15 protein-coding genes are annotated in these 20,651 nt (G+C 72.5%); 8 read left to right on the forward strand and 7 right to left on the reverse strand.

The features are described from left to right. Positions 1 to 29 precede the first annotated feature (29 nt). Positions 30 to 419, forward strand: a complete 390-nt coding sequence (locus tag ACSU6M_RS24040) for a DUF6191 domain-containing protein (RefSeq protein ID WP_437072231.1) — start codon at positions 30 to 32, stop codon at positions 417 to 419. A 385-nt stretch (positions 420 to 804) separates the two neighbouring features. Here the strand turns inward: ACSU6M_RS24040 and ACSU6M_RS24045 are convergent, their stop codons facing one another. Both ACSU6M_RS24045 and ACSU6M_RS24050 read right to left on the reverse strand, forming a co-directional pair. Beyond that, complete coding sequence (locus ACSU6M_RS24045) at positions 805 to 1,980, reverse strand: PQQ-dependent sugar dehydrogenase (protein ID WP_437072233.1); 1,176 nt, start codon at positions 1,978 to 1,980, stop codon at positions 805 to 807. 280 nt (positions 1,981 to 2,260) lie between these two features. Continuing rightward, positions 2,261 to 3,259, reverse strand: a complete 999-nt coding sequence (locus tag ACSU6M_RS24050) for an aldo/keto reductase (RefSeq protein ID WP_437072234.1) — start codon at positions 3,257 to 3,259, stop codon at positions 2,261 to 2,263. Positions 3,260 to 3,333: 74 nt separating this feature from the next. Between ACSU6M_RS24050 and ACSU6M_RS24055 the strand changes: the two genes are divergently transcribed. The 6 genes from ACSU6M_RS24055 (at position 3,334) to serA (ending at position 13,237) form a co-directional block, all read left to right on the forward strand. Further along, positions 3,334 to 4,296 carry a 2-hydroxyacid dehydrogenase gene (locus ACSU6M_RS24055; RefSeq protein ID WP_437072235.1) on the forward strand — a complete coding sequence of 321 codons (963 nt, stop codon included), beginning with the start codon at positions 3,334 to 3,336 and terminating at the stop codon, positions 4,294 to 4,296. Between the two features lie 387 nt (positions 4,297 to 4,683). Beyond that, complete coding sequence (locus tag ACSU6M_RS24060; RefSeq protein ID WP_437072236.1) at positions 4,684 to 7,659, forward strand: EAL domain-containing protein; 2,976 nt, start codon at positions 4,684 to 4,686, stop codon at positions 7,657 to 7,659. 235 nt (positions 7,660 to 7,894) lie between these two features. After that, complete coding sequence (locus ACSU6M_RS24065) at positions 7,895 to 9,748, forward strand: acetolactate synthase large subunit (RefSeq protein WP_437072237.1); 1,854 nt, start codon at positions 7,895 to 7,897, stop codon at positions 9,746 to 9,748. A gap of 21 nt (positions 9,749 to 9,769) precedes the next feature. After that, entirely contained in the window at positions 9,770 to 10,294 is a 525-nt protein-coding gene (ilvN, locus tag ACSU6M_RS24070) for an acetolactate synthase small subunit (RefSeq protein WP_166002432.1), read from the forward strand. A gap of 119 nt (positions 10,295 to 10,413) precedes the next feature. After that, complete coding sequence (gene ilvC, locus ACSU6M_RS24075) at positions 10,414 to 11,412, forward strand: ketol-acid reductoisomerase (protein WP_437072240.1); 999 nt, start codon at positions 10,414 to 10,416, stop codon at positions 11,410 to 11,412. Positions 11,413 to 11,647: 235 nt separating this feature from the next. Next, positions 11,648 to 13,237, forward strand: coding sequence for a phosphoglycerate dehydrogenase (gene serA / locus ACSU6M_RS24080; RefSeq protein ID WP_437072241.1), 1,590 nt, complete (start codon positions 11,648 to 11,650; stop codon positions 13,235 to 13,237). 64 nt (positions 13,238 to 13,301) lie between these two features. On the opposite strand, the gene ACSU6M_RS24085 is transcribed toward serA, so the two are convergent. Then, on the reverse strand, positions 13,302 to 14,855 hold the full coding sequence (locus ACSU6M_RS24085; protein ID WP_437072243.1) for an MFS transporter: 1,554 nt from the start codon (positions 14,853 to 14,855) through the stop codon (positions 13,302 to 13,304). Positions 14,856 to 14,979: 124 nt separating this feature from the next. Here ACSU6M_RS24085 and ACSU6M_RS24090 point away from each other — a divergent pair, with 124 nt between their 5' ends. Further along, positions 14,980 to 15,561, forward strand: coding sequence for a TetR/AcrR family transcriptional regulator (locus tag ACSU6M_RS24090; protein WP_437072244.1), 582 nt, complete (start codon positions 14,980 to 14,982; stop codon positions 15,559 to 15,561). Here ACSU6M_RS24090 and ACSU6M_RS24095 read toward each other — a convergent pair. The 4 genes from ACSU6M_RS24095 to ACSU6M_RS24110 are packed head-to-tail and all read right to left on the reverse strand — an operon-like array spanning position 15,515 to position 20,531. Next, positions 15,515 to 16,228 carry an ATP-binding cassette domain-containing protein gene (locus tag ACSU6M_RS24095; protein WP_437072245.1) on the reverse strand — a complete coding sequence of 238 codons (714 nt, stop codon included), beginning with the start codon at positions 16,226 to 16,228 and terminating at the stop codon, positions 15,515 to 15,517. The genes ACSU6M_RS24090 and ACSU6M_RS24095 overlap by 47 nt on opposite strands. Before the next feature lie 52 nt (positions 16,229 to 16,280). Then, the gene (locus ACSU6M_RS24100) at positions 16,281 to 17,285 is read right to left on the reverse strand and encodes an ABC transporter ATP-binding protein (protein WP_437072246.1); all 1,005 of its coding nucleotides are present in this window, start codon (positions 17,283 to 17,285) and stop codon (positions 16,281 to 16,283) included. Continuing rightward, positions 17,266 to 19,044, reverse strand: a complete 1,779-nt coding sequence (locus tag ACSU6M_RS24105) for an ABC transporter permease subunit (RefSeq protein WP_437072247.1) — start codon at positions 19,042 to 19,044, stop codon at positions 17,266 to 17,268. Before ACSU6M_RS24105 ends, ACSU6M_RS24100 begins: the two co-directional genes overlap by 20 nt. Beyond that, the gene (locus ACSU6M_RS24110; protein WP_437072249.1) at positions 19,041 to 20,531 is read right to left on the reverse strand and encodes an ABC transporter substrate-binding protein; all 1,491 of its coding nucleotides are present in this window, start codon (positions 20,529 to 20,531) and stop codon (positions 19,041 to 19,043) included. The genes ACSU6M_RS24105 and ACSU6M_RS24110 overlap by 4 nt, the downstream gene beginning before the upstream one ends. Positions 20,532 to 20,651 lie beyond the last annotated feature (120 nt).

Consider the following 20,651-nt stretch of genomic DNA (forward strand, 5'->3'; position numbering starts at 1 on the left):
GCGTCCCACGTCCCCGGGAAGGGAGAACGATGTTCAACCCGTTCGAGGAGCTCTTCGCCCCGGGCCGCAAGCACACCCGTGACGAGCAGAACCGGCTGGAGCTGACCCGAGAGGACGTCGGGGACGCCGACCCCGGGCGCGGACCGATAGACCTCGCCTCCGGCAAGGTCGTGGTGAGGACACCCGACCCGGCCGCGGACGCCGCACCGCCGGCCGCGGACGCCTCACCTCCGGACGGGAACGCCTCACCTCAGGATGGGGACGCTTCAGCTGTGGACGGGGGCGGCTCTCCTCCGGATGGGGATGCTTCAGCTGTGGACGGGGGCGGCTCTCCTCTGGGCGGGGACGCCTCACCTCCGGCCGAGGCCGGCCCCGACCCGGACGGCCGCAATCCGGCTTCGGAACGGGCGCGGCCCTAGCCGCCCAGGCGCGAGGCGCCCTCCGGTCGCCCCGGCCCCGGTCGCCCTCCGGCGTGCCAGGCCCCCGCCGCCCTCTTGGCGTCCCAGGCGGCCGCCCACCGGCGTCGCAGGTTCCCATCGCCCTCCGGTCAGCCCGGCCCCAGCCGCCCCCGGCGTGCCAGGCTCCCGCCCCCCTCTTGGCGTCCCAGGTCCCTCTGCCCTCCGGTCAGCCCGGCCCCAGCTGCCCTCCGGTCGGTTGGCCCGGCCCTAGCTGCCACCGGTCGGTCGGCCCCGGCCGCCCTCCACTCGGCCCGGCCCCCGCAGTCATCCGGTCGTCCCAGGCCGCCCTGCCCTCGGACCAGCCCCGGCCCCGGCCGCCCTTCGGCCGCGCCCGGCCCCTGCCGCCCTAGCTGACCTCCAGCTCCAGGATCCGGTCGTCGCCCTGCTCCGGGGAGCCCCGGCCGTCCGTCTCGCTCGTCACCAGCCACAGCTTGTCGCCGCCCGCGGGGACGACCGTGCGCAGGCGGCCGTACTCGCCCTCCAGGAAGGCCCGCGGGGCGTCTAGGGGCTGGGTGTCCTTGAGCGGGATGCGCCACAGGCGCTCTCCGCGCAGGCCCGCCATCCACAGTGAGCCCTCGGCGTGGGCGAGACCGCTGGGGGATGCCTCGTCGGTCGTCCACTGGGCGATCGGGTTGAGGAAGTCACCGTCGTCGGAGCGGCCCTCGACCTCCGGCCAGCCGTAATTGCCGCCCGGCTGGATCGCGTTGAGCTCGTCCCAGGTGTCCTGGCCGAACTCCGAGGCGAACAGCCGCTGTCTGCCGTCCCACGCCAGTCCCTGCACATTGCGGTGGCCGAGGGAGTACACCGGCGAGCCGGGGAACGGGTTGCCCGGCGCAGGTTCGCCCTCCGGGGTCAGGCGGAGGATCTTGCCGCCCAGGGACTCCTTGTCCTGGGACAGACCGGTGTCGCCGCTCTCGCCCGTGCCCGCGTAGAGCATGCGGTCCGGACCGAAGGCGATCCGGCCGCCGTTGTGCACGAAGCCCTTGGGAATGCCCTTGAACACCGTGTCGGGGGCGCCCAGTTGCTCGCCCGCGGGCTTCTGCGCGTCGTACAGCATGCGCACGATGCGGTTGTCGGAGGCCGAGGTGAAGTACGCGTAGACCATGTGGTCGGAGGCGAAGTCGGGGGAGAGGGCGATGCCCAGCAGTCCGCCCTCGCCCTCCGGTGACACTCCGGGGACCTCGCCGAGCTCCGTCTTCGCGCCGGTCCTCCCGTCGACCCGCAGGATCGTGCCCTCGTCCCGCGAGGAGACCAGCAGGTCGCCGTCCGGCAGCGGGGCCAGGCCCCACGGGGTGTCCAGGCCCTCGGCGACGGTCCGCACGACCTTCACCGAGCCCTTGGCCGGCGGAAGGGCCTCCTCGGCTCCCGCGGAGTCCTCGGACGGGGGCGCACCGGAGGACGCCGTACTGCTCGGCCCGCCGGGCGGCGGATCTCCTCCTCCGTCGCCGGAGGAGCAGCCGGCCGTCAGCACGAGAGCGGCCGCGGCCAGTACGGCCGTCACGACTCGACGTTGCACGATCATGGTCCCTTCACGCGGCGGGTTCTCTTTCTCATACACCGCTCGCGCCCCTCAGGTTCCCGATCCGTGAAACGCCAACCGCGGCTCCCGCTCCGAAGGCCCGCAGCCCCGCCCCGCCTCCCCTGCTGCCCGCGGCGACCGGCCCACGCCCCCGCCTCCCGTACGGCCCGCGGCGACCGGCCCATGCCCCCGCCTCCCGTACGGCCCGCGGCCACCACCCCCGCCACAACCCTCACAACCCCCGCCCCGATCCCCGCCCCCGCCCCCGTCACCCCGCCTGCCCTCAGTCCCACGAGCCCTGAGCCGGAGGCAACCCTTCCAGTTCCGCCAGATCGCGGGCCGTCAGCCGCAGTCCCGCCGCCCCCGCGTTCTCCACGACCCATCGTTTCTGCTTGGCGCCGGGCACCGGGACCACGTGGGGTCCCTGGGCCAGGACCCAGGCGAGGGCCACCTGCGCGGGAGTGACGGCGTCGCCGTGGCGGGCGGCGACGCGGCGCAGGCCGGCGACGATGGGCTGGTTGGCAGCCATCATCTCGGCGGTGAAGCGAGGATGGCGGGCCCGCATGTCGTCCGGCTCGAAGCCCTCGCCCGGCGTCAGCGTGCCCGTGAGGAACCCGTTGCCGAGCGGCATCGCCGCAAGGAACCCGATGCCGCGCGCCACGCACCACGGCAGCAGCGTGCGCAGCGCCTCCGGCGACCACACCGACAGCTCCGCCTGGACGGCGCTCACCGGGAAGACCTGCTGGACCCGCGCCAACTGCCGGATCGTGGCGTCGTACAGCCGGACCCCCGAGCGGCGGCCGCCGCGCACGCCGACCGCGCACAGCCCCAACGCCCGTACCTTGCCCGCCCGTACGAGCTCGGCCATCGCACCCCAGGTCTCCTCCACGGGCACCTCGGGGTCGGCGCGGTGCAGTTGGTAGAGGTCGATCACATCGGTCTGCAGGCGTCTGAGCGAGGCGTCGCAGGCCCGCTTCACATATCCCGGGCGCCCGTTGGCGACGATGTGCTGCTCGCCGACCAGCAGCCCCACCTTGGTCGACACGAACGCGTCCGCCCGCCGTTCCTTCAACACCCGCCCCACCAGCAGCTCGTTGGTGAACGGGCCGTACATGTCGGCCGTGTCCAGCAGCGTCGTGCCCGCGTCCAGTGCCCCGTGCACCGCCCTGAGCGACTCGTCCCCCCGCTGCCGGGACGTGCTGTACGCCCAGCTCATCGGCATGCACCCGAGCCCGACGGCTCCCACCGAGAGTGCCCCCGCGCCGATCGTCCTGCGCTCCACCTGGTCGTGACCCTCCCTCTCTCGGCCCCCAACCTAACCTCTGCGCCCGAACAACCCCGGCATAGGCTCCGACCATGACTTCCGATGTGTGGCTGCCGATTCCGCCGGACGAGATCGAGGACCTTCCCGAGGGCCTGAACTACCGCTTCTGGGACGGCGGCGAGGACGGTGACCAGGAGTTCCCGGCCGACCCCGCCGAGTGCGCGGTGTACGTGGTGCCGTACATGAAGCGCTACCCGGTGAAGGTGCGGCCGCTGGCACAGATGCCGAACCTCCGACTGGTGCAGACGCTGACCGCGGGGGTGGACGACGTCATGTCCCGCCTGGACGACCTCGCCCCGGGCGTCGTGCTGTGCAACGCGCGCGGGGTGCACGAGGCGAGCACCGCCGAGCTGGCGCTCGCCCTCACCCTGGCGTCCCTGCGCGGCATCCCGTCCTTCGTCAAGGCGCAGGAGCGCGAGCAGTGGCAGGGGGCGTTCCACCCCGCGCTCGCCGACAAGAACGTCCTGATCGTCGGGTACGGGGCGATCGGCGCCGCCATCGAGGACCGGCTCGTGCCCTTCGAGGTCGCGCGGGTGGCGCGCGTCGCGCGCTCCCGGCGCACCACGGCGCGCGGGCCTGTGCATCCGATCGCCGATCTGCCCGAGCTGCTGCCCGAGGCGGACGTCGTGATCCTGTCGACGCCGCTGAACGACAGCACGCGCGGCCTGGTGGACAAGGCGTTCCTGGCCCGGATGAAGGACGGCGCCCTGCTGGTGAACGTCGCCCGCGGAGCCGTCGTCGACACCGGCGCCCTGCTCGCCGAACTGGAGAGCGGCCGGCTCACCGCCGCCCTCGACGTCGTCGACCCCGAGCCCCTGCCCGCCGGTCACCCGCTCTGGCAGGCGCCCGGCGTGCTCATCAGCCCCCATGTGGGCGGGCCGTCGTCCGCCTTCCTGCCGCGCGCGAAGAAGCTGCTCGTGGGGCAGTTGCGCCGTTTCGTGAACCAGGAGCCGCTGGCGAACGTGATCCTGACGACGGGAGCCGCAGACCTCTGAGCCGGTTCGGGCACCCTCCGCAGTCCTGCGGATGCGGGCGGTGCTCGCGTTACCCCTGGTCGTCACGGAGCGTAGAGAAGCTATGTCCCTGAGTGACGAGACTGGTGTATCGTCCCGACAGGGGCTGCGCCGCGTACCGATCGGCGCCGGGGACGGACATTTCAGACGGTGAGGGGGGCGACAGGCGATGCACGGCCTATGGACGAACGATCCGACGCGACGAGGCCGCCGACGGCGGCCCTGGCGGACGACCTCCGACAGACGCGGCTGCCACGACAGCCACGGCTACCTCGGCAATCACAGCCACCGCAGGCACAGCGGCCGCAGAAGGCAGCCGCACCCGGCACACCGTTCCCCGAAGGGTGCGGCCCGGACCGGGAGCGACCGGTGAGCTCGCCGCCGCCCACCACCCTGGAGGGTGCGCTGCGCCGCCGGCCGGCGCCGACCATGCCCTCGCGCAGGCCGCCGATCGGCGGCGGGACACGACAGGTCCGCCAGCTCGGTCTGGCCCTGGTGTGCGGGGGATACGCCATCGGTTCCGCGCTCGGCTGGGGCTCCGACCGGACCGCCCTGATCATGGGCGACTTCGGGCTGAGCGCCGCGGCGGGCACCGCCGCCGTCTCGTGCTTCCTCTACGCCCGTAGCCGCCGGGTCCGTTTTCGGCCCGCCTGGCTGCTGTTCGCCCTCTCCTCGATGATGGCGGCCCTGGGCAACCTCGTCTGGGGCTGGTACGAGGTCGTCCTGAACCGGCCCGTGCCCAGCCCCAGTTACGCCGACCTGTTCTTCCTGTGCTTCGCGCCGCCCGCCATCGTCGGACTGCTCGTCCTGGCCAAGCGGCCGGTGACCAAGGCGGGCTGGATCTGCCTCACGCTGGACGCCTGGCTGATCGCCGGCTCCCTGCTCACCCTGGCGTGGAGCCTGGCGCTCGCCCAGACGGCGAAGGCCGACGGATCGAGCGTGGCGCACACCGCCCTCTCGCTCGCCTACCCGCTGCTCGACATCGCGCTGGTGAGCATGGTGCTCGCGCTGCACTTCCGGCGCTCGGGCGCCAACCGCTCCGCGATCAACACGGCGATCGGCGCCCTCGCCCTCACCGTGATGTGCGACGCGCTGTTCACCTCACCGCTGCTGCACAACAGCTACCGCTCCGGACAGCTCCTGGACGCGGGCTGGTTCGCGGGCTCCCTGCTGCTGGCCTACGCCCCCTGGGCCGCGCCACGCGACGGGGAGCCCGAGGAGGAGCCGCACACGCGCGTGGTGCACGAGCACCTGCCCGGACAGCGCGGCGCCGCCCAGCACCTGCACCGCACCCACCAGGAAGCCGTCCGGTACGCGGCCGCCCGCCCGATCACCGGATCCCTCGCGGCCCTCACCCCGTACCTGGCCGCCGCCGTGTGCACCCTGGGCATCCTCTACAACGTGCTCAACGGCCGCAGCGTCGACCGCTTCGTGCTGCTCACCGCGGGCACGGTGGTGCTCGCCCTCGTGGTGCGCCAGGGCATCATGCTGATCGACAACATCACCCTCACCCAGGAGCTGGCGCAGAAGGAGAACCACTTCCGCTCCCTGGTGCAGGGCTCCAGCGACGTCATCATGATCGCCGCTCCGAACGGTGTCCTCAGGTACGTCTCCCCGGCCGCCGCCGGGGTCTACGGCCGGCCGGCGGAGGAACTGGTGGGCACCGAGCTGGCCGAGCTGATCCACCCGGAGGACCTGGGCTGCGTGGTGCACGAGGTGCGCCGCTTCCTCGCCGCCAGCCCCCAGGAGGAACCCACCACCCGCATCGAGTGCCGCTTCCGCTCCGGCGACGGCGGCTGGCTGAACGTGGAGTCCACCGTCAACCGCCACCACGGCGGCCTGATCTTCAACAGCCGGGACGTGACCGAAAGAGTGCGCCTGCAGGCGCAGCTCCAGCACAACGCCGAGCACGACCCGCTCACCGACCTGCCCAACCGCGCCCTGTTCACCCGGCGCGTGCAGCAGGCCCTGTCCGGCCGCCGCTCCACCGACCGCGGCACGGCGGTGCTCTTCATCGACCTCGACGGCTTCAAGGCCGTCAACGACACCATCGGCCACCAGGCCGGGGACGAACTGCTCGTCCAGGCCGCGCGCCGCCTCCACGAGGCGGTACGCCAGTCCGACACCGCCGCGAGGCTGGGCGGCGACGAGTTCGCCGCGCTGATCCTCGGGGACGGCGGCCGTGACCGCACGGCTCGCGAACGGCACATCCTGGAGCTCGCCGACCGCCTCAGGGTCACGCTGTCGCAGCCGTACACGATCGACGGCAACGATGTCCGTGTCGCCGCCTCCATCGGCGTCGCCTTCGCCGAGCCGGGCCTCGGCGCGGGCGAGCTGCTGCGCAACGCCGACCTCGCGATGTACCGGGCGAAGTCGGCCGGCAAGGGCCGCGTCGAGCTGTACAAGCCGCAGATGCAGCAGGACGTCGTACGCAAGGCGGAGCTGGCGACGAGGCTGCGGTCCGCGCTGAACGACGGCGAGTTCACGCTGCTGCACCAGCCGGTGGTGTGCCTGGAGGACGGCCGGATCACGTCGGTCGCCGCCCAGGCGCGCTGGCGCTCCTCGCAGGGCGTGCTGTTCACGCCCGCGGAGTTCCTGCGGGTCGCGGAGGACAGCGAGAAGACCGCCGAGCTGGGCCGCTGGGTGCTCCAGGAGGCGGTCGAGCAGGCCGCCGAGCGCACCGCCACCGGCCTCGCCGTGCCGGTCGTGGTCCGGATGAGCGCCCGCCGGCTGCTGGACCGCTCGATGCCGCTCGGCTCCGTCGAGGCGCTGCTGACCCGGCACGGGCTGCCCTCGGGCGCGCTGGTGATCGAGCTGTCCGACCCCGACCCCCGCGTCGGCCTGGACGAGCTGGAGCGGCGCCTGGGCGCCCTCAGACGGCTCGGGGTGCGGGTCGCGCTGGACGGATTCAGCAACGGATTCGCGGCGATCACCGCCCTTCGGCGGCTTCCCGTCGACATACTGAAGCTCGACCGCAGTCTCGTCGAGGGCGTCGTCGAGTCCGCGCGGCTGCACAAGATCACCGGTGGGCTGCTGCGGATCGCCGCCGACCTCGGCCTGCAGTCGGTCGCCGACGGGGTGGATCTGCCGGAGCAGGTCGTCGCCCTGCGCGCGATGGGCTGCACCCATGGACAGGGCATGGCCTTCGCCGGGCCGCTGGACGAGTACCGGCTGCGCCGGGCGCTGACTTCCGGCCATTACCCGGTGCCGCACGGACCGGTCGAACCCGCGTTCGTGGGCGGCGGGGCGCGCGGCTTCGAGGGAATGACCTCGGGCGTGACCACCATCTTCGGAGGCGGGACGGCCCTTCGCTCACATAATGAGACTCCCGTCCCACCCACTTGACAGTAGGTGCGCGCCGGGGGGAGGGTCAGTGCCATGCGCACCCGAATTCTCGTACTTGGAAAGCGCGTCGGCTGAAGCTGGTGACGTCCGGACCGACCCGGACTCCCGGCAGACCCACCCGGCGCGCTCCCCTCGCTTGCCTTACGGCACGAGGGGTTTTTTGTTGCACAGGACAAGCTGTACAACAGCCGCACGTCGCACAAAACTCGCAAAAACCCTCAGCATCGAGAAGAGAATGCCGATGACCGAGCAGGCCACCGGGGCCCACCATCCGCAGCCGCGGCCCCGATCCGGAGGACAGCAGTCCGCCCCCGAGCACGTCACGGGTGCGCAGTCCCTCATCCGCTCTCTCGAGGAGGTCGGCGCCGACACCGTATTCGGCATTCCCGGCGGTGCGATCCTCCCGGCGTACGACCCGCTGATGGACTCCACCAAGGTGCGCCACGTGCTGGTGCGGCACGAGCAGGGCGCCGGCCACGCGGCCACCGGCTACGCCCAGGCCACCGGCAAGGTCGGCGTCTGCATGGCCACCTCCGGCCCCGGTGCCACCAACCTGGTCACCCCGATCGCGGACGCCCACATGGACTCGGTGCCGCTGGTCGCGATCACCGGGCAGGTGGCCTCCAAGGCGATCGGCACGGACGCCTTCCAGGAGGCGGACATCGTCGGCATCACCATGCCGATCACCAAGCACAACTTCCTGGTCACCAAGGCCGAGGACATCCCCCGGATCATCGCGCAGGCGTTCCACATCGCCTCCACCGGCCGCCCCGGCCCGGTCCTGGTCGACATCGCCAAGGACGCCCTCCAGGCGAAGACCGTCTTCCAGTGGCCGCCCACCATGGACCTGCCCGGCTACCGCCCGGTGACCAAGCCGCACGCCAAGCAGATCCGCGAGGCCGCCAAGCTGATCACCGCCGCCAAGCGGCCCGTCCTCTACGTCGGCGGCGGCGTCATCAAGGCCAAGGCCACCGCCGAGCTGAAGGTCCTCGCCGAACTCACCGGAGCGCCCGTCACCACCACCCTGATGGCGCTCGGCGCGTTCCCCGACAGCCACCCGCTGCACGTGGGAATGCCGGGCATGCACGGTGCGGTCACCGCCGTCACCGCGCTGCAGAAGGCCGACCTGATCGTCGCCCTCGGAGCCCGCTTCGACGACCGCGTCACCGGCAAGCTGGACAGCTTCGCCCCGTACGCCAAGATCGTCCACGCCGACATCGACCCCGCGGAGATCGGCAAGAACCGCGCCGCCGACGTGCCGATCGTCGGTGACGCCCGCGAGGTCATCGCCGACCTGATCCAGGCCGTCCAGAAGGAGCACAGCGAGGGCCACCAGGGCGACTACAGCGCCTGGTGGAAGGACCTGAGCCGCTGGCGCGACACCTACCCGCTCGGCTACGACCAGCCCGAGGACGGCTCGCTGTCCCCGCAGCAGGTCATCGAGCGCATCGGCCAACTCGCCCCGGAGGGCACGATCTTCGCGGCGGGCGTCGGCCAGCACCAGATGTGGGCCGCGCACTTCATCCAGTACGACAAGCCCGCGACCTGGCTGAACTCCGGCGGCGCCGGAACCATGGGCTACGCCGTCCCGGCCGCCATGGGCGCCAAGGCCGGCGCGCCGGAACAGACCGTCTGGGCGATCGACGGCGACGGCTGCTTCCAGATGACCAATCAGGAGCTCACCACCTGCGCCCTGAACAACATCCCGATCAAGGTCGCCGTCATCAACAACGGCGCCCTCGGGATGGTCCGCCAGTGGCAGACGCTGTTCTACAACCAGCGCTACTCCAACACCGTCCTGCACTCCGGCCCCGACGACGTCAACCCGGAGGCCCGCGGCACCCGCGTCCCCGACTTCGTGAAGCTGTCGGAGGCCATGGGCTGCCACGCCATCCGCTGCGAGTCGCCGGACGACCTCGACAAGGTCATCGAGGAGGCGAACTCCATCAACGACCGTCCGGTCGTCATCGACTTCATCGTCCACGAGGACGCCATGGTGTGGCCGATGGTCGCCGCCGGCACCTCCAACGACGAGATCATGGCCGCGCGGGACGTCCGCCCCGACTTCGGCGACAACGAAGACGACTGAGCGAGAGAGACGTAAAAGATCATGTCCAAGCACACGCTCTCCGTGCTGGTGGAGAACACTCCGGGCATCCTGGCCAGGATCGCCGCCCTGTTCTCCCGCCGCGGCTTCAACATCGACTCCCTCGCGGTCGGCGTCACCGAGCACCCCGACATCTCCCGCATCACCATCGTGGTGAACGTCGAGGACCTGCCGCTGGAGCAGGTGACCAAGCAGCTCAACAAGCTCGTCAACGTCCTGAAGATCGTCGAGCTGGAGCCCTCGCAGGCCGTTCAGCGCGAACTCGTTCTGGTGAAGGTGCGCGCCGACAACGAGACGCGCTCCCAGATCGTCGAGATCGTCCAGCTGTTCCGCGCCAAGACCGTCGACGTCTCCCCGGAGGCCGTCACCATCGAGGCCACCGGATCCAGCGACAAGCTGTCCGCCATGCTCAAGATGCTGGAGCCGTACGGCATCAAGGAGCTGGTCCAGTCCGGCACGATCGCGATCGGCCGCGGCGCCCGCTCGATCACGGACCGGTCCCTGCGCGCCCTCGACCGGTCGGCGTAACGCCGGAAACGGGCGGCCGGCGACAACACGGCCGCCCGTATTCCGAGACCCCGAAACTTCCCTTCCCCCCGCCGTCATACGGTGGGACGCAACACCTGCACTCAAGGAGAGAACCCAAAGTGGCCGAGCTGTTCTACGACGCCGACGCCGACCTGTCCATCATCCAGGGCCGCAAGGTCGCGGTCATCGGGTACGGCTCCCAGGGCCACGCCCACGCCCTGTCGTTGCGCGACTCCGGTGTCGACGTGCGTGTCGGTCTGCACGAGGGCTCCAAGTCCAAGGCCAAGGCCGAGGAGCAGGGCCTGCGCGTGGTGACGCCCGCCGAGGCCGCCGCCGAGGCCGACGTCATCATGATCCTCATCCCGGACCCCATCCAGGCCCAGGTCTACGAGGAGTCCATCGCCCCGAACCTGAAGGACGGCGACGCGCTGTTCTTCGCCCACGGCTTCAACATCCGCTTCGGCTTCATCAAGCCCCCGGCCGGCGTGGACGTCGCCCTGGTCGCCCCGAAGGGCCCGGGCCACCTGGTCCGCCGCCAGTACGAGGAGGGCCGTGGCGTCCCCGCGATCGCCGCGGTGGAGCAGGACGCCACCGGAGGCGCCTTCGCGCTGGCCCTGTCGTACGCCAAGGCCATCGGCGGCACCCGCGCCGGTGTCATCAAGACGACCTTCACCGAGGAGACCGAGACCGACCTGTTCGGCGAGCAGGCCGTGCTGTGCGGTGGCACCTCCGCCCTGGTCAAGGCCGGCTTCGAGACCCTGGTCGAGGCGGGCTACCAGCCGGAGATCGCCTACTTCGAGTGCCTGCACGAGCTGAAGCTGATCGTCGACCTCATGTACGAGGGCGGCCTGGAGAAGATGCGCTGGTCCGTCTCCGAGACCGCCGAGTGGGGCGACTACGTCACCGGCCCGCGCGTCATCACCGACGCCACCAAGGCCGAGATGAAGAAGGTCCTCGCCGAGATCCAGGACGGCACGTTCGCCCAGCAGTGGATGGACGAGTACCACGGCGGTCTGAAGAAGTACAACGAGTACAAGACCGCGGACTCCGAGCACCTGCTGGAGACCACCGGCAAGCAGCTGCGCAAGCTGATGAGCTGGGTGAACGAGGAGGCGTGAGCCTCTTGACACGGGGCCGGGGCGACGCGCTCCGGCCCCGTTGTCCAAGTAGTCCAGCCACGGACGAGTGATCCTTCCGTAGAGGCGAAGTACGCTCCCCCCAACGCCACTACACTTCTGAGCAACATACGCGTCAGGCCCACAGCGTCGTGCGTCTTCCACGCGACTAGCCCCCCTCCACCGCCTGCGGCCGTCGGGACGGCCGTCCGCAAGCATGGGATTTGTGAGGACTCACGTGAGCTCGAAACCCGTCGTACTCATCGCTGAAGAGCTGTCGCCCGCGACCGTGGACGCGCTTGGCCCGGACTTCGAGATCCGCCACTGCAACGGCGCGGACCGAGCCGAACTGCTCCCGGCCATCGCCGATGTCGACGCGATCCTGATCCGCTCGGCCACCAAGGTCGACGCCGAGGCGATCGCGGCCGCGAACAAGCTCAAGGTCGTCGCCCGCGCCGGCGTCGGCCTGGACAACGTGGACGTCTCCGCCGCCACCAAGGCCGGCGTGATGGTCGTCAACGCCCCGACCTCCAACATCGTGACCGCCGCCGAGCTGGCCTGCGGTCTGATCCTGGCCACCGCCCGCAACATCCCGCAGGCCAACGCCGCGCTGAAGAACGGCGAGTGGAAGCGCAGCAAGTACACCGGCGTGGAGCTGGCCGAGAAGACCCTCGGCGTCGTCGGCCTCGGCCGCATCGGCGCCCTGGTCGCCCAGCGCATGTCCGCCTTCGGCATGAAGGTCGTCGCCTACGACCCGTACGTGCAGCCCGCGCGGGCCGCGCAGATGGGCGTGAAGGTGCTGAGCCTGGACGAGCTGCTGGAGGTCTCCGACTTCATCACCGTCCATCTGCCGAAGACCCCCGAGACCCTGGGTCTGATCGGCGACGAGGCGCTGCGCAAGGTCAAGCCGAGCGTGCGCATCGTCAACGCCGCGCGTGGCGGCATCGTCGACGAGCAGGCGCTGTACGCCGCCCTCAAGGAGGGCCGGGTCGCCGGCGCCGGCCTCGACGTGTACGCCAAGGAGCCCTGCACCGACTCGCCGCTGTTCGAGTTCGACCAGGTCGTCGCCACCCCGCACCTGGGCGCCTCCACCGACGAGGCCCAGGAGAAGGCCGGCATCGCGGTCGCCAAGTCCGTCCGCCTCGCCCTCGCCGGTGAGCTCGTGCCCGACGCGGTGAACGTCCAGGGCGGTGTCATCGCCGAGGACGTCAAGCCGGGCCTGCCGCTCGCCGAGCGCCTCGGCCGCATCTTCACCGCGCTCGCCGGTGAGGTCGCGGTCCGCCTCGACGTCGAGGTGTACGGCGAGATCACCCAGCACGACGTGAAGGTGCTGGAGCTGTCCGCGCTCAAGGGTGTCTTCGAGGACGTCGTCGACGAGACCGTCTCCTACGTCAACGCCCCGCTGTTCGCGCAGGAGCGCGGTGTCGAGGTGCGTCTGACGACCAGCTCGGAGTCCCCGGACCACCGCAACGTGGTCACCGTGCGCGGCACCCTCGGCACCGGCGAGGAGGTCTCGGTCTCCGGCACCCTGGCCGGCCCCAAGCACCTGCAGAAGATCGTCGCCGTCGGCGACTACGACGTGGACCTCGCGCTCGCCGACCACATGGTCGTCCTGCGCTACGAGGACCGTCCCGGCGTCGTCGGCACCGTCGGCCGCATCCTCGGCGAGGCCGGCATCAACATCGCCGGTATGCAGGTCGCCCGTGCGGCGGCGGGCGGCGAGGCGCTGGCCGTGCTGACCGTCGACGACACCGTCTCCCCGGGAGTGCTGGCCGAGCTGGCCACGGAGATCGGCGCCACCTCGGCCCGGTCGGTGAACCTGGCGTAGCTCGCGGTGCCTGGGGGCCGCCGCCCCCAGAGCCCCCCGCTTCGGCCCTGAACGGGCCTCGTCCTCAGACGCCGGACGAGCTGAGATGCTCGTCCGGCGTCTGCTGTCCCACCGGACCGGTCCTGCGCAGCGCCACCGCCGCCAGTCCCGCCGCGCCCACCAGCAGCACCGCCCCCGCGACCGACGCCGCCCGCATGCCGTCGGTGAACGCCTCACGGGCCGCGGCCGCCAGGGCGTCTCCCGCGCGCCCCGGCAGCCCCTCGGCGACGGCCAGCGCACCGCCGAGCGTCTCGCCCGCCGCCTCGGGCGCCGAGTCCGGCATGCCGTGCCGGTAGACGGCCGTACCGATGGAGCCCAGGGCGGCCATGCTGAGCGCGCCCCCGAACTCCTGGCCGGTCTCCAGCAGGGAGGAGGCCGAACCCGCCTTCTCCGCCGGGGCCGCGTTCAGCGCGAGGTCGGTGAGCTGGGCCATCACGGCGACGATCCCGCAGGCGAGGACCGCGCACGCGATGAGCAGCGTCCACAGGTCGTCCGTCCCGGTCAGCGCCAGCAGCACATATCCGGAGGCGGCCACCGCGAAGCCCCCGGCGACGACATGGGCGCGCGCCACGCCCCGCGCCACGAGCCCCGCCGCGACCGGCGCCGCGAACCCGATCGGGACCGAGGGCAGCAGGCTGAGCAGCGCCGCCTCCAGGGCGCTTCTGCCGAGGACGGACTGGAGGTACTGGGTGGTGAAGTACGCCGAGCCCATCATCCCGAACGCCGAGACCAGATTGAGGACGACGGCCGGGGTGAAGCCGGGGGCCCGGAACAGGGCGGGTGAGATCAGCGGTGCGGCCGCGGTGCGCTGCCGGTGGACGAAGAGCGCGGCGAAGAGCAGGCCGACGGTGACCGAGACGACGTGGCGGACGTTCCAGCCCTCGGCCGCGATCTCCTTCAGGCCGTAGATCACGGGCAGCACCGAGGCCAGTGACAGGGGCACGCTCAGCAGGTCGAACCGGCCCGGCCGCGGGTTCTTGGACTCGGGGAGCAGGAGCGGGCCGAGCAGCAGGAGCAGGGCCATCGCGGGCAGGTTGACCAGGAACACCGAGCCCCACCAGAAGTGCTCGACGAGCACCCCGCTCATCACCGAGCCGAGCGCGATACCGGCGGTCATCACGCCGGACCACAGGCCGATGGCCTTGGTGCGCTGGGCGGGGTCGGTGAACATCGTGCGCACCAGCGCCATCGTCGACGGCATCAGGGTGGCGCCGCCGATGCCGAGGACCGCGCGGGCCGCGATCAGCGTCTCGGCGCTGTGGGCGTAGGCGGCCACCAGGGAGGCGCCGCCGAAGGCCGCCGCGCCGATCATCAGCAGCCGGCGCCGGCCGATGCGGTCGCCGAGGGAGCCCATCGTCATCAGCAGGCCGGCCAGGACGAACCCGTAGATGTCGAAGATCCACAGCTGCTGCGTGCCGGTCGGCTCCAGGTCCGCGCTGATCGAGGGGACCGCGAAGTACAGGACGCTCACGTCCATCGAGACCAGCAGCAGCGGCAGCATCAGCACGCCGAGGGCGGTCCATTCGCGGCGCCCGGCACGGGTGGGCGCAGGGGGAGGGGTGTACGTCGGATCGGTCATGGCCCGTAACGTACCGACGCCATAAACAACTGTCTAGTACGAGCGTATAAATCGCTCGTCTAGTACGCTGGTGTAAATCGCACGTCTAGTACGGCCGTATGAACCCCTCGCTAAGCTGACCGGCATGGGACACCGTGAGGATCTGCTGGAAGGCGCCAAGCGCTGCCTGCTGGCGAAGGGCTTCGTACGCACGACCGCGCGCGACATCGTCAAGGAGTCGGGGACCAACCTGGCGTCGATCGGCTACCACTACGGCTCGAAGGACGCGCTGCTGGCGGAGGCATACCTCGCGCTGGTCGGGGAGCTCTCCCAGGACTTCGAGGGCGAGCGCGAGGAGCCCGCCGCCGAACCCGGCTCGGTCGAGCGGTTCCGGCAGGTGTGGTCGAACATCATCGGCACCATGCGGGTGCCGGGCTCGATGTGGCATCTCAGCATGGAGATCGTCGCCATGGGCGATCAACTGCCGGCGGTGCGGGAGCATCTGGCGGCGCAGCAGCGGGACGCCGAACGCGCGCTGGTCGCGCTGTTCATGGGCGTGTCGGAGGAGGAGATCGACGCCGGGACGCTCGACACCCTCGGCAAGTTCTACACGACCCTCATGACGGGGCTCATCGCGCAATGGACCTTCGACCCCGAGAACGCGCCCGACGCCGACGCGCTCACCGCGGGTCTCCGCCAGGTGATCGAGGCGGCTGCCCGGAGCTGATCCGCCCCTCGCGCATCTCGATCACCCGGTCCGCGAAGTGCCGTACGACGGCGCGGTCGTGGCAGATGAAGAGGTAGCCGAGGCCGAGGTCGTCGCGCAGATCGGCGAGCAGATTGAGCACGCCGGCCCGCACGGAGGGGTCCAGCGCCGACACCGGCTCGTCCAGCACCAGCAACCGCGGTTCACAGGCCAGCGCGCGGGCGATGCCGACGCGCTGGCACTGGCCGCCGGACAGCTCGTGCGGCCGCCGGTCGCCGTACGCCGGGTCCAGGCCGACCCGGTCGAGCAGCTCGGCCACCCGGGCGGGACCGCCGGCCGCCGTCCAGCGGCCGTGCAGCTTCAGCGGTTCCGCGACCGCCTCACGGACCGGGCGCCGGGGGTTCAAAGAGCCGTACGGGTCCTGGAAGACCGGCTGCATACGCGGCCGCAGCGGACGCAGCTCGCGCTCCGTGAGCCCCGTCAACTCCCGCCCCTCGAAGCGCACTTCACCCGCCTGCGGGCGGCGCAGCAGCAGGGCCGCCAGCGCGGTGGAGGACTTGCCGCAGCCGGACGGGCCGTCCAGGGCCAGCGTCTCGCCCGCGTCGAGGTGGAAGGAGACGCCGTCCACGGCGGTGACATCGCCGTAGCGCACGACGAGACCGCGGACGTCGAAGAGGGGGAGGGTCATGCGGGGTGCTCCACGGGTACGGCGGCTGCGCGGGTGCCGGGCAGAGGGTGGCTCATACGGGCTGTTCCTCGGGCGCGCCGGGCAGCTCCGCCGAGTGGTGGCAGGCGACGTGCCGTCCCGCCTCCGCCTGCACCGGTTCCGGCTCCGCCACCCGGCAGCGGTCGTCGGCCAGGGCGCAGCGCGGCGCGAAGGCGCAGCCCGGCGGAAGGGTGCCGGGGGCGGGCGGGGTGCCGGTCAGGACGGGCAGGCGGCGCAGCCGGGGGCCGTCCGGCCGGGGGAGGGAGGCCAGCAGACCGGCCGTGTAGGGGGCGCGGGGGCGGTCCAGAACCTCCCGCGCGGGGCCGAGTTCGACGGCCCGGCCCGCGTACATCACCAGCATCCGGTCCGCGTGCCCGCGTACCGCCTCCAGGTCGTGCGTGACCAGCACCAGTGACGCCCCGACGGCCTCCCGCTGCTCGGTCAGCACCCGCAGCGCCAGCTCCCGGCGCTCGGCGTCCAGGGCGGTGGTCGGCTCGTCGGCGACCACGATGTCCGGTTCGTTGACGGTGGCCATGGCGATCACCGCCCGCTGCCGCATGCCGCCGGAGAACTCGTGCGGGTAGGCACGCGCCCGGCGGCCCGCGTCGGGGATGCCGACCCGGTCCAGCGCGGCGACCGCGAGCGCGCGGGCCTCCCGTCGGGAGACGCGCCGCACGGACCGTACGGCGGCGGCGAGTTGGTCGCCGACGGGGTGCACGGGGGAGAGGGCGGACAGCGCGTCCTGCGGTACGAGCGTGATACGGCGGCCGCGCTCGGCGGACAGGTCCGGCAGGACGCTTCCGGTCACCGTCGCACCGGCCGGCACCATCCCGAGCAGCGCCCGCGCGGTCAGCGACTTGCCCGCGCCCGACTCCCCGACGAGCGCCAGGACTTCACGAGGGCGGACGTCGAAGGACACCCCGCGTACGGCCTCGGTGCCGTGGAAGGAGATGCGCAGGTCTCGCACCGAGAGCAGGGCGCCGTCGGGCGGTGGGCCGGGGTGGGCACCGGTCGGCCGATCAGGGCTGGGGGACGGCAAGGGGGGCCTCCTTCCCTGCCGGGCGCGGACCGCGCGCCCGCGCCCCCGCCGCGTACCGGGACGACGCGTACGTGGACGACGTGTACGCCGCCCCCGACACCGCCAGCCCCGCCAGCAGAGCGAGCGCGACGGCCGGGGCGAGGGCCGCCCAGGGGGCGCGTTCGACATAGGCGCGGGACTCGTCGAGGAGCAGCCCCCACTCGGGCGCGGGCGGCTGCGCGCCCAGGCCCAGGAAGCCGAGCGAGGCCAGGGCGAGGGCGATACCGGGCAGCCGGAGCAGGGCGTGCCGGGCGACGGGCGCGGCGACGGACGGCAGGACATGCCGGGTCAGGATCCAGGAAGGGGGTGTGCCGAGGGCTCGCGCGGCGGTGAGGAACGCCGACGCCCGCACCTCCTGCACCAGCGCGGCCGTGTGCGCGGCGAGGGGCGGCCAGGAGATCAGGGCGACGGCGAGGGCGGCGCCCCCGGTGCCGGGGCCCGCGGTGGCGGCGACGAGGATGCCGACGATCACCGGGGGCAGCGCGTTGGCGATGTCCGCGGCACCGGCCGCGACGCCGGGCAGGAAACCCAGCGCGAGCGCGACCAGCAGGCTGAGCAGGCACACCGCCGCCGCCGTGCCGACGGTCGAGGCGGCGCCGTGCCCCAGCCGGGCCAGGACGTCCCGGCCGAGCCCGTCCGTGCCGAGCGGGTGCGTCCAGGAGGGCGCGGCGAGCCGGACGTCGGTGTGCACGGCGTACGGGTCGCGCAGCAGCCCCCAGCCGATCGTCACGGCGAGCAGTGTGAACAGGGTCAACGGCACCGCCGGGTGTGTACGCACCGGATGCGCCGTGGGCAGCGACAACGCGGCGTCACGCAGCGCCCGCCCCAGCAGCACCCGCCGTGTGAACGCCGCCGCCACGCCCGCGACCAGCCCGAGCAGCAACAGCGCCAGCACCGAGCCCTGGAGCAGCGGCAGATCCTGCGATTTGGCCGCCCCGAGCGCCGTACGCCCGATGCCCGGCACCGCGAACACGGTCTCCACCGCGACCGCCCCACCGGCCAGCCCCACGGCCGCCATCCCGAACTGCGGCACCAGCGGCGGCAGCACCCGCCGCAGCGCGGCCCCGGCGATCCGCGCCCGGCCCACTCCCGCGCCCCGCCACAGCTCGACCCACCGCTCGTCGAGCACGCCGGGCAGCGCGTCCGCGACCAGCCGCCCCAGCAGCCCGCCCGCCGGAACCCCCATCGCGAGCGCGGGCAGCACCAGGTGCTGCGGCCCCTGCCACCCGGACGTCGGCAGCCACCCCAGCCACACCCCGCACACCAGCAGCAGGACCGTGGCCAGCAGGAACTCGGGCACGGCCGCCAGCATCGCGGCCCCCGCCCCGGCCGAGCCGCGCCCGCGCACCAGCACCGGCGCGACCAGCACCGCGGCCAGCACCGCCGCGACCGCCAGCGCCGCGCCCATCAGCCCCAGCGACACCTGGAGCCCGGCCGTCACCGACGGCAGCACCTCGGTGTGCGACACCCACGAGGTCCCGAGGTCACCGCGCAGCAGCCCGGCCGCCCAGTCCCCGAACAGCCCCAAGGGCCCCTGATCCAGCCCCAGATCACGCCGTACGGCGTCCAGGGCCTCCGGCGTCGGCTCCTGCTCGGCGGACCGGGCGCGCAGCACGGTCAGCGCGGGGTCCCGCCCGGACAGCCAGGGCAGCAGGCCCACGGCGGTGACGACCCCGGCGAGAGACAGCACCCGGGTCACCCCGGCGGCGGTCGGCCTCACTTGACGTAGGTGTCCGCGGTGACGAGCTCGCGCTCACGCGGATCGTGGGCGGCGCCGACGACCCCGGCCGCGTCGCCCTGGATCACCCGCTCGTGCAGCATCGGCACGGCCGCGTCGGTGCCCAGCACCGCGGCCTCGGCGGCGACGACGGCCGCGCGGCGGGCGTCACCGGTGGCCGTGGCGCCCGCGGCGCGCAGCGCTGCGTCCACCGAACGGTCCGCGAGCTGGGCGATGTTGAAGGAGCCGTCGGAGGCGAAGTCGCTGTAGAGGTAGGCGGCCGGGTCGCCGGAGTCCAGGACGGTGGCGCGGGAGAGGATGAAGGCGTCGAACGCGCCCGCCAGCGCGTCGGATTCGATGTTGGCGTACTCGCGCACGTCCAGCTTCACCGTGAACCCGGCCTTCTGGAGCTGCTGTTGCAGCGCGGCGGCGACCTCGGGGAGTTCGGCGCGGTCGGTGAAGGTGCCGATGGTGATGGTCTCGCCGTTCGGCCGGCCGGCCTTCGCGCGCCGCACCGGACCGCGCAGTTCGGCGGCCCAGGGCAGGGCCGGTCCCAGCAGCCCCTCCGCGATGTCCGCGCGGCCCTCGTACACGCCCTTCACGAGGGAGGCGGCGTCGATCGCCTCGCGGGCGGCGGCGCGCAGCGCGGGATCCTCGAAGGGGCCCTCGGAGGTGTTCAGATAGAGGGTGTTGGTGCGCGGCATCGGGACCTCGGTGATCAGGTCCTCGTCCAGCAGGGCGGCCTGGGAGACGGGTACGGCCTCGACGATGTCGGCCTCGCCGCTGCGCAGGGCGGCCGCGCGGGCGGTGCCGTCGGGCACGAACGTCACGTCGATGCCGGGCGCCTCGGCCTTCTTCCCCCAGTAGCCGTCGTAGCGGTCGAGGGAGGCGGAGGAGGTGCCGTCGACCTCGGTCAGCTCGAAGGGGCCGGTGCCGGCGCCGAGCGGGTTCACCGTCTTCCCGCGGTAGGCCCGCGCCGCGAGGATCGACAGCTGGGGGGAGCTGAGCCGCTGGGGGACGAGGGGGTCCTGCTCGGCGGTGGTGACGGTGACGGTGTCCGTGTCCGCGGCGCGCGCGGTCAGCTCGACGCCGTCGAGGATGCGGGGTTTGGGGGAGGCGGTCGCGGCGCGGGTGAGGGAGCGGACGACGGCTTCGGCGTCGAGCTTCGTGCCGTCGTGGAAGGTGACGCCCCGGCGTATCGAGAAGGTCCAACTGCGCCCGGACTGCCGCCAGTCGGTGGCCAGCGCGGGCAGTGCGTCGCCCTCGGCGTCCAGCTTCACCAGTGTCTCGGCGGTGGACCAGCGCGACAGTTTGAACGCGTCGTCGGAGAGCGGGGACAGCCCCGAGCGCGGCGGCTGCATCATCGCGACCCGGATGCGCTTGCCGTCGCCTCCGCCCGTGGCCTGCGGCGATCCGGAGAAGCAACCGGTCAGCAACGCCGAGGCGGCGGTGAGCGCGGTGAGGGGCAGAAAGCGGGCGGGGAGACGCACGGATCACTCCGGGGAAGGCGCAGGTCAAAGGTTGAACGCGCGACGAACCGTAGCACGATGACAATCGTTTTCAAATCCGTCCCCACCCCCTCGCGGCCCCGCTGGCCGGATTTCCCTCAC

The organism is Streptomyces sp. enrichment culture (assembly GCF_964272895.1).
Classification (GTDB): domain Bacteria; phylum Actinomycetota; class Actinomycetes; order Streptomycetales; family Streptomycetaceae; genus Streptomyces.

What these genes read in the sequence shown, in the direction of transcription:
- ACSU6M_RS24040 (WP_437072231.1), top strand. Translation starts at nt 30, where the DNA reads ATGTTCAACCCGTTCGAGGAGCTCTTCGCCCCGGGCCGCAAGCACACC.
- ACSU6M_RS24045 (WP_437072233.1), bottom strand. Translation starts at nt 1,980, where the DNA reads ATGATCGTGCAACGTCGAGTCGTGACGGCCGTACTGGCCGCGGCCGCT.
- ACSU6M_RS24055 (WP_437072235.1), top strand. Translation starts at nt 3,334, where the DNA reads ATGACTTCCGATGTGTGGCTGCCGATTCCGCCGGACGAGATCGAGGAC.
- ACSU6M_RS24065 (WP_437072237.1), top strand. Translation starts at nt 7,895, where the DNA reads ATGCCGATGACCGAGCAGGCCACCGGGGCCCACCATCCGCAGCCGCGG.
- ilvN (WP_166002432.1), top strand. Translation starts at nt 9,770, where the DNA reads ATGTCCAAGCACACGCTCTCCGTGCTGGTGGAGAACACTCCGGGCATC.
- ACSU6M_RS24085 (WP_437072243.1), bottom strand. Translation starts at nt 14,855, where the DNA reads ATGACCGATCCGACGTACACCCCTCCCCCTGCGCCCACCCGTGCCGGG.
- ACSU6M_RS24090 (WP_437072244.1), top strand. Translation starts at nt 14,980, where the DNA reads ATGGGACACCGTGAGGATCTGCTGGAAGGCGCCAAGCGCTGCCTGCTG.
- ACSU6M_RS24095 (WP_437072245.1), bottom strand. Translation starts at nt 16,228, where the DNA reads ATGACCCTCCCCCTCTTCGACGTCCGCGGTCTCGTCGTGCGCTACGGC.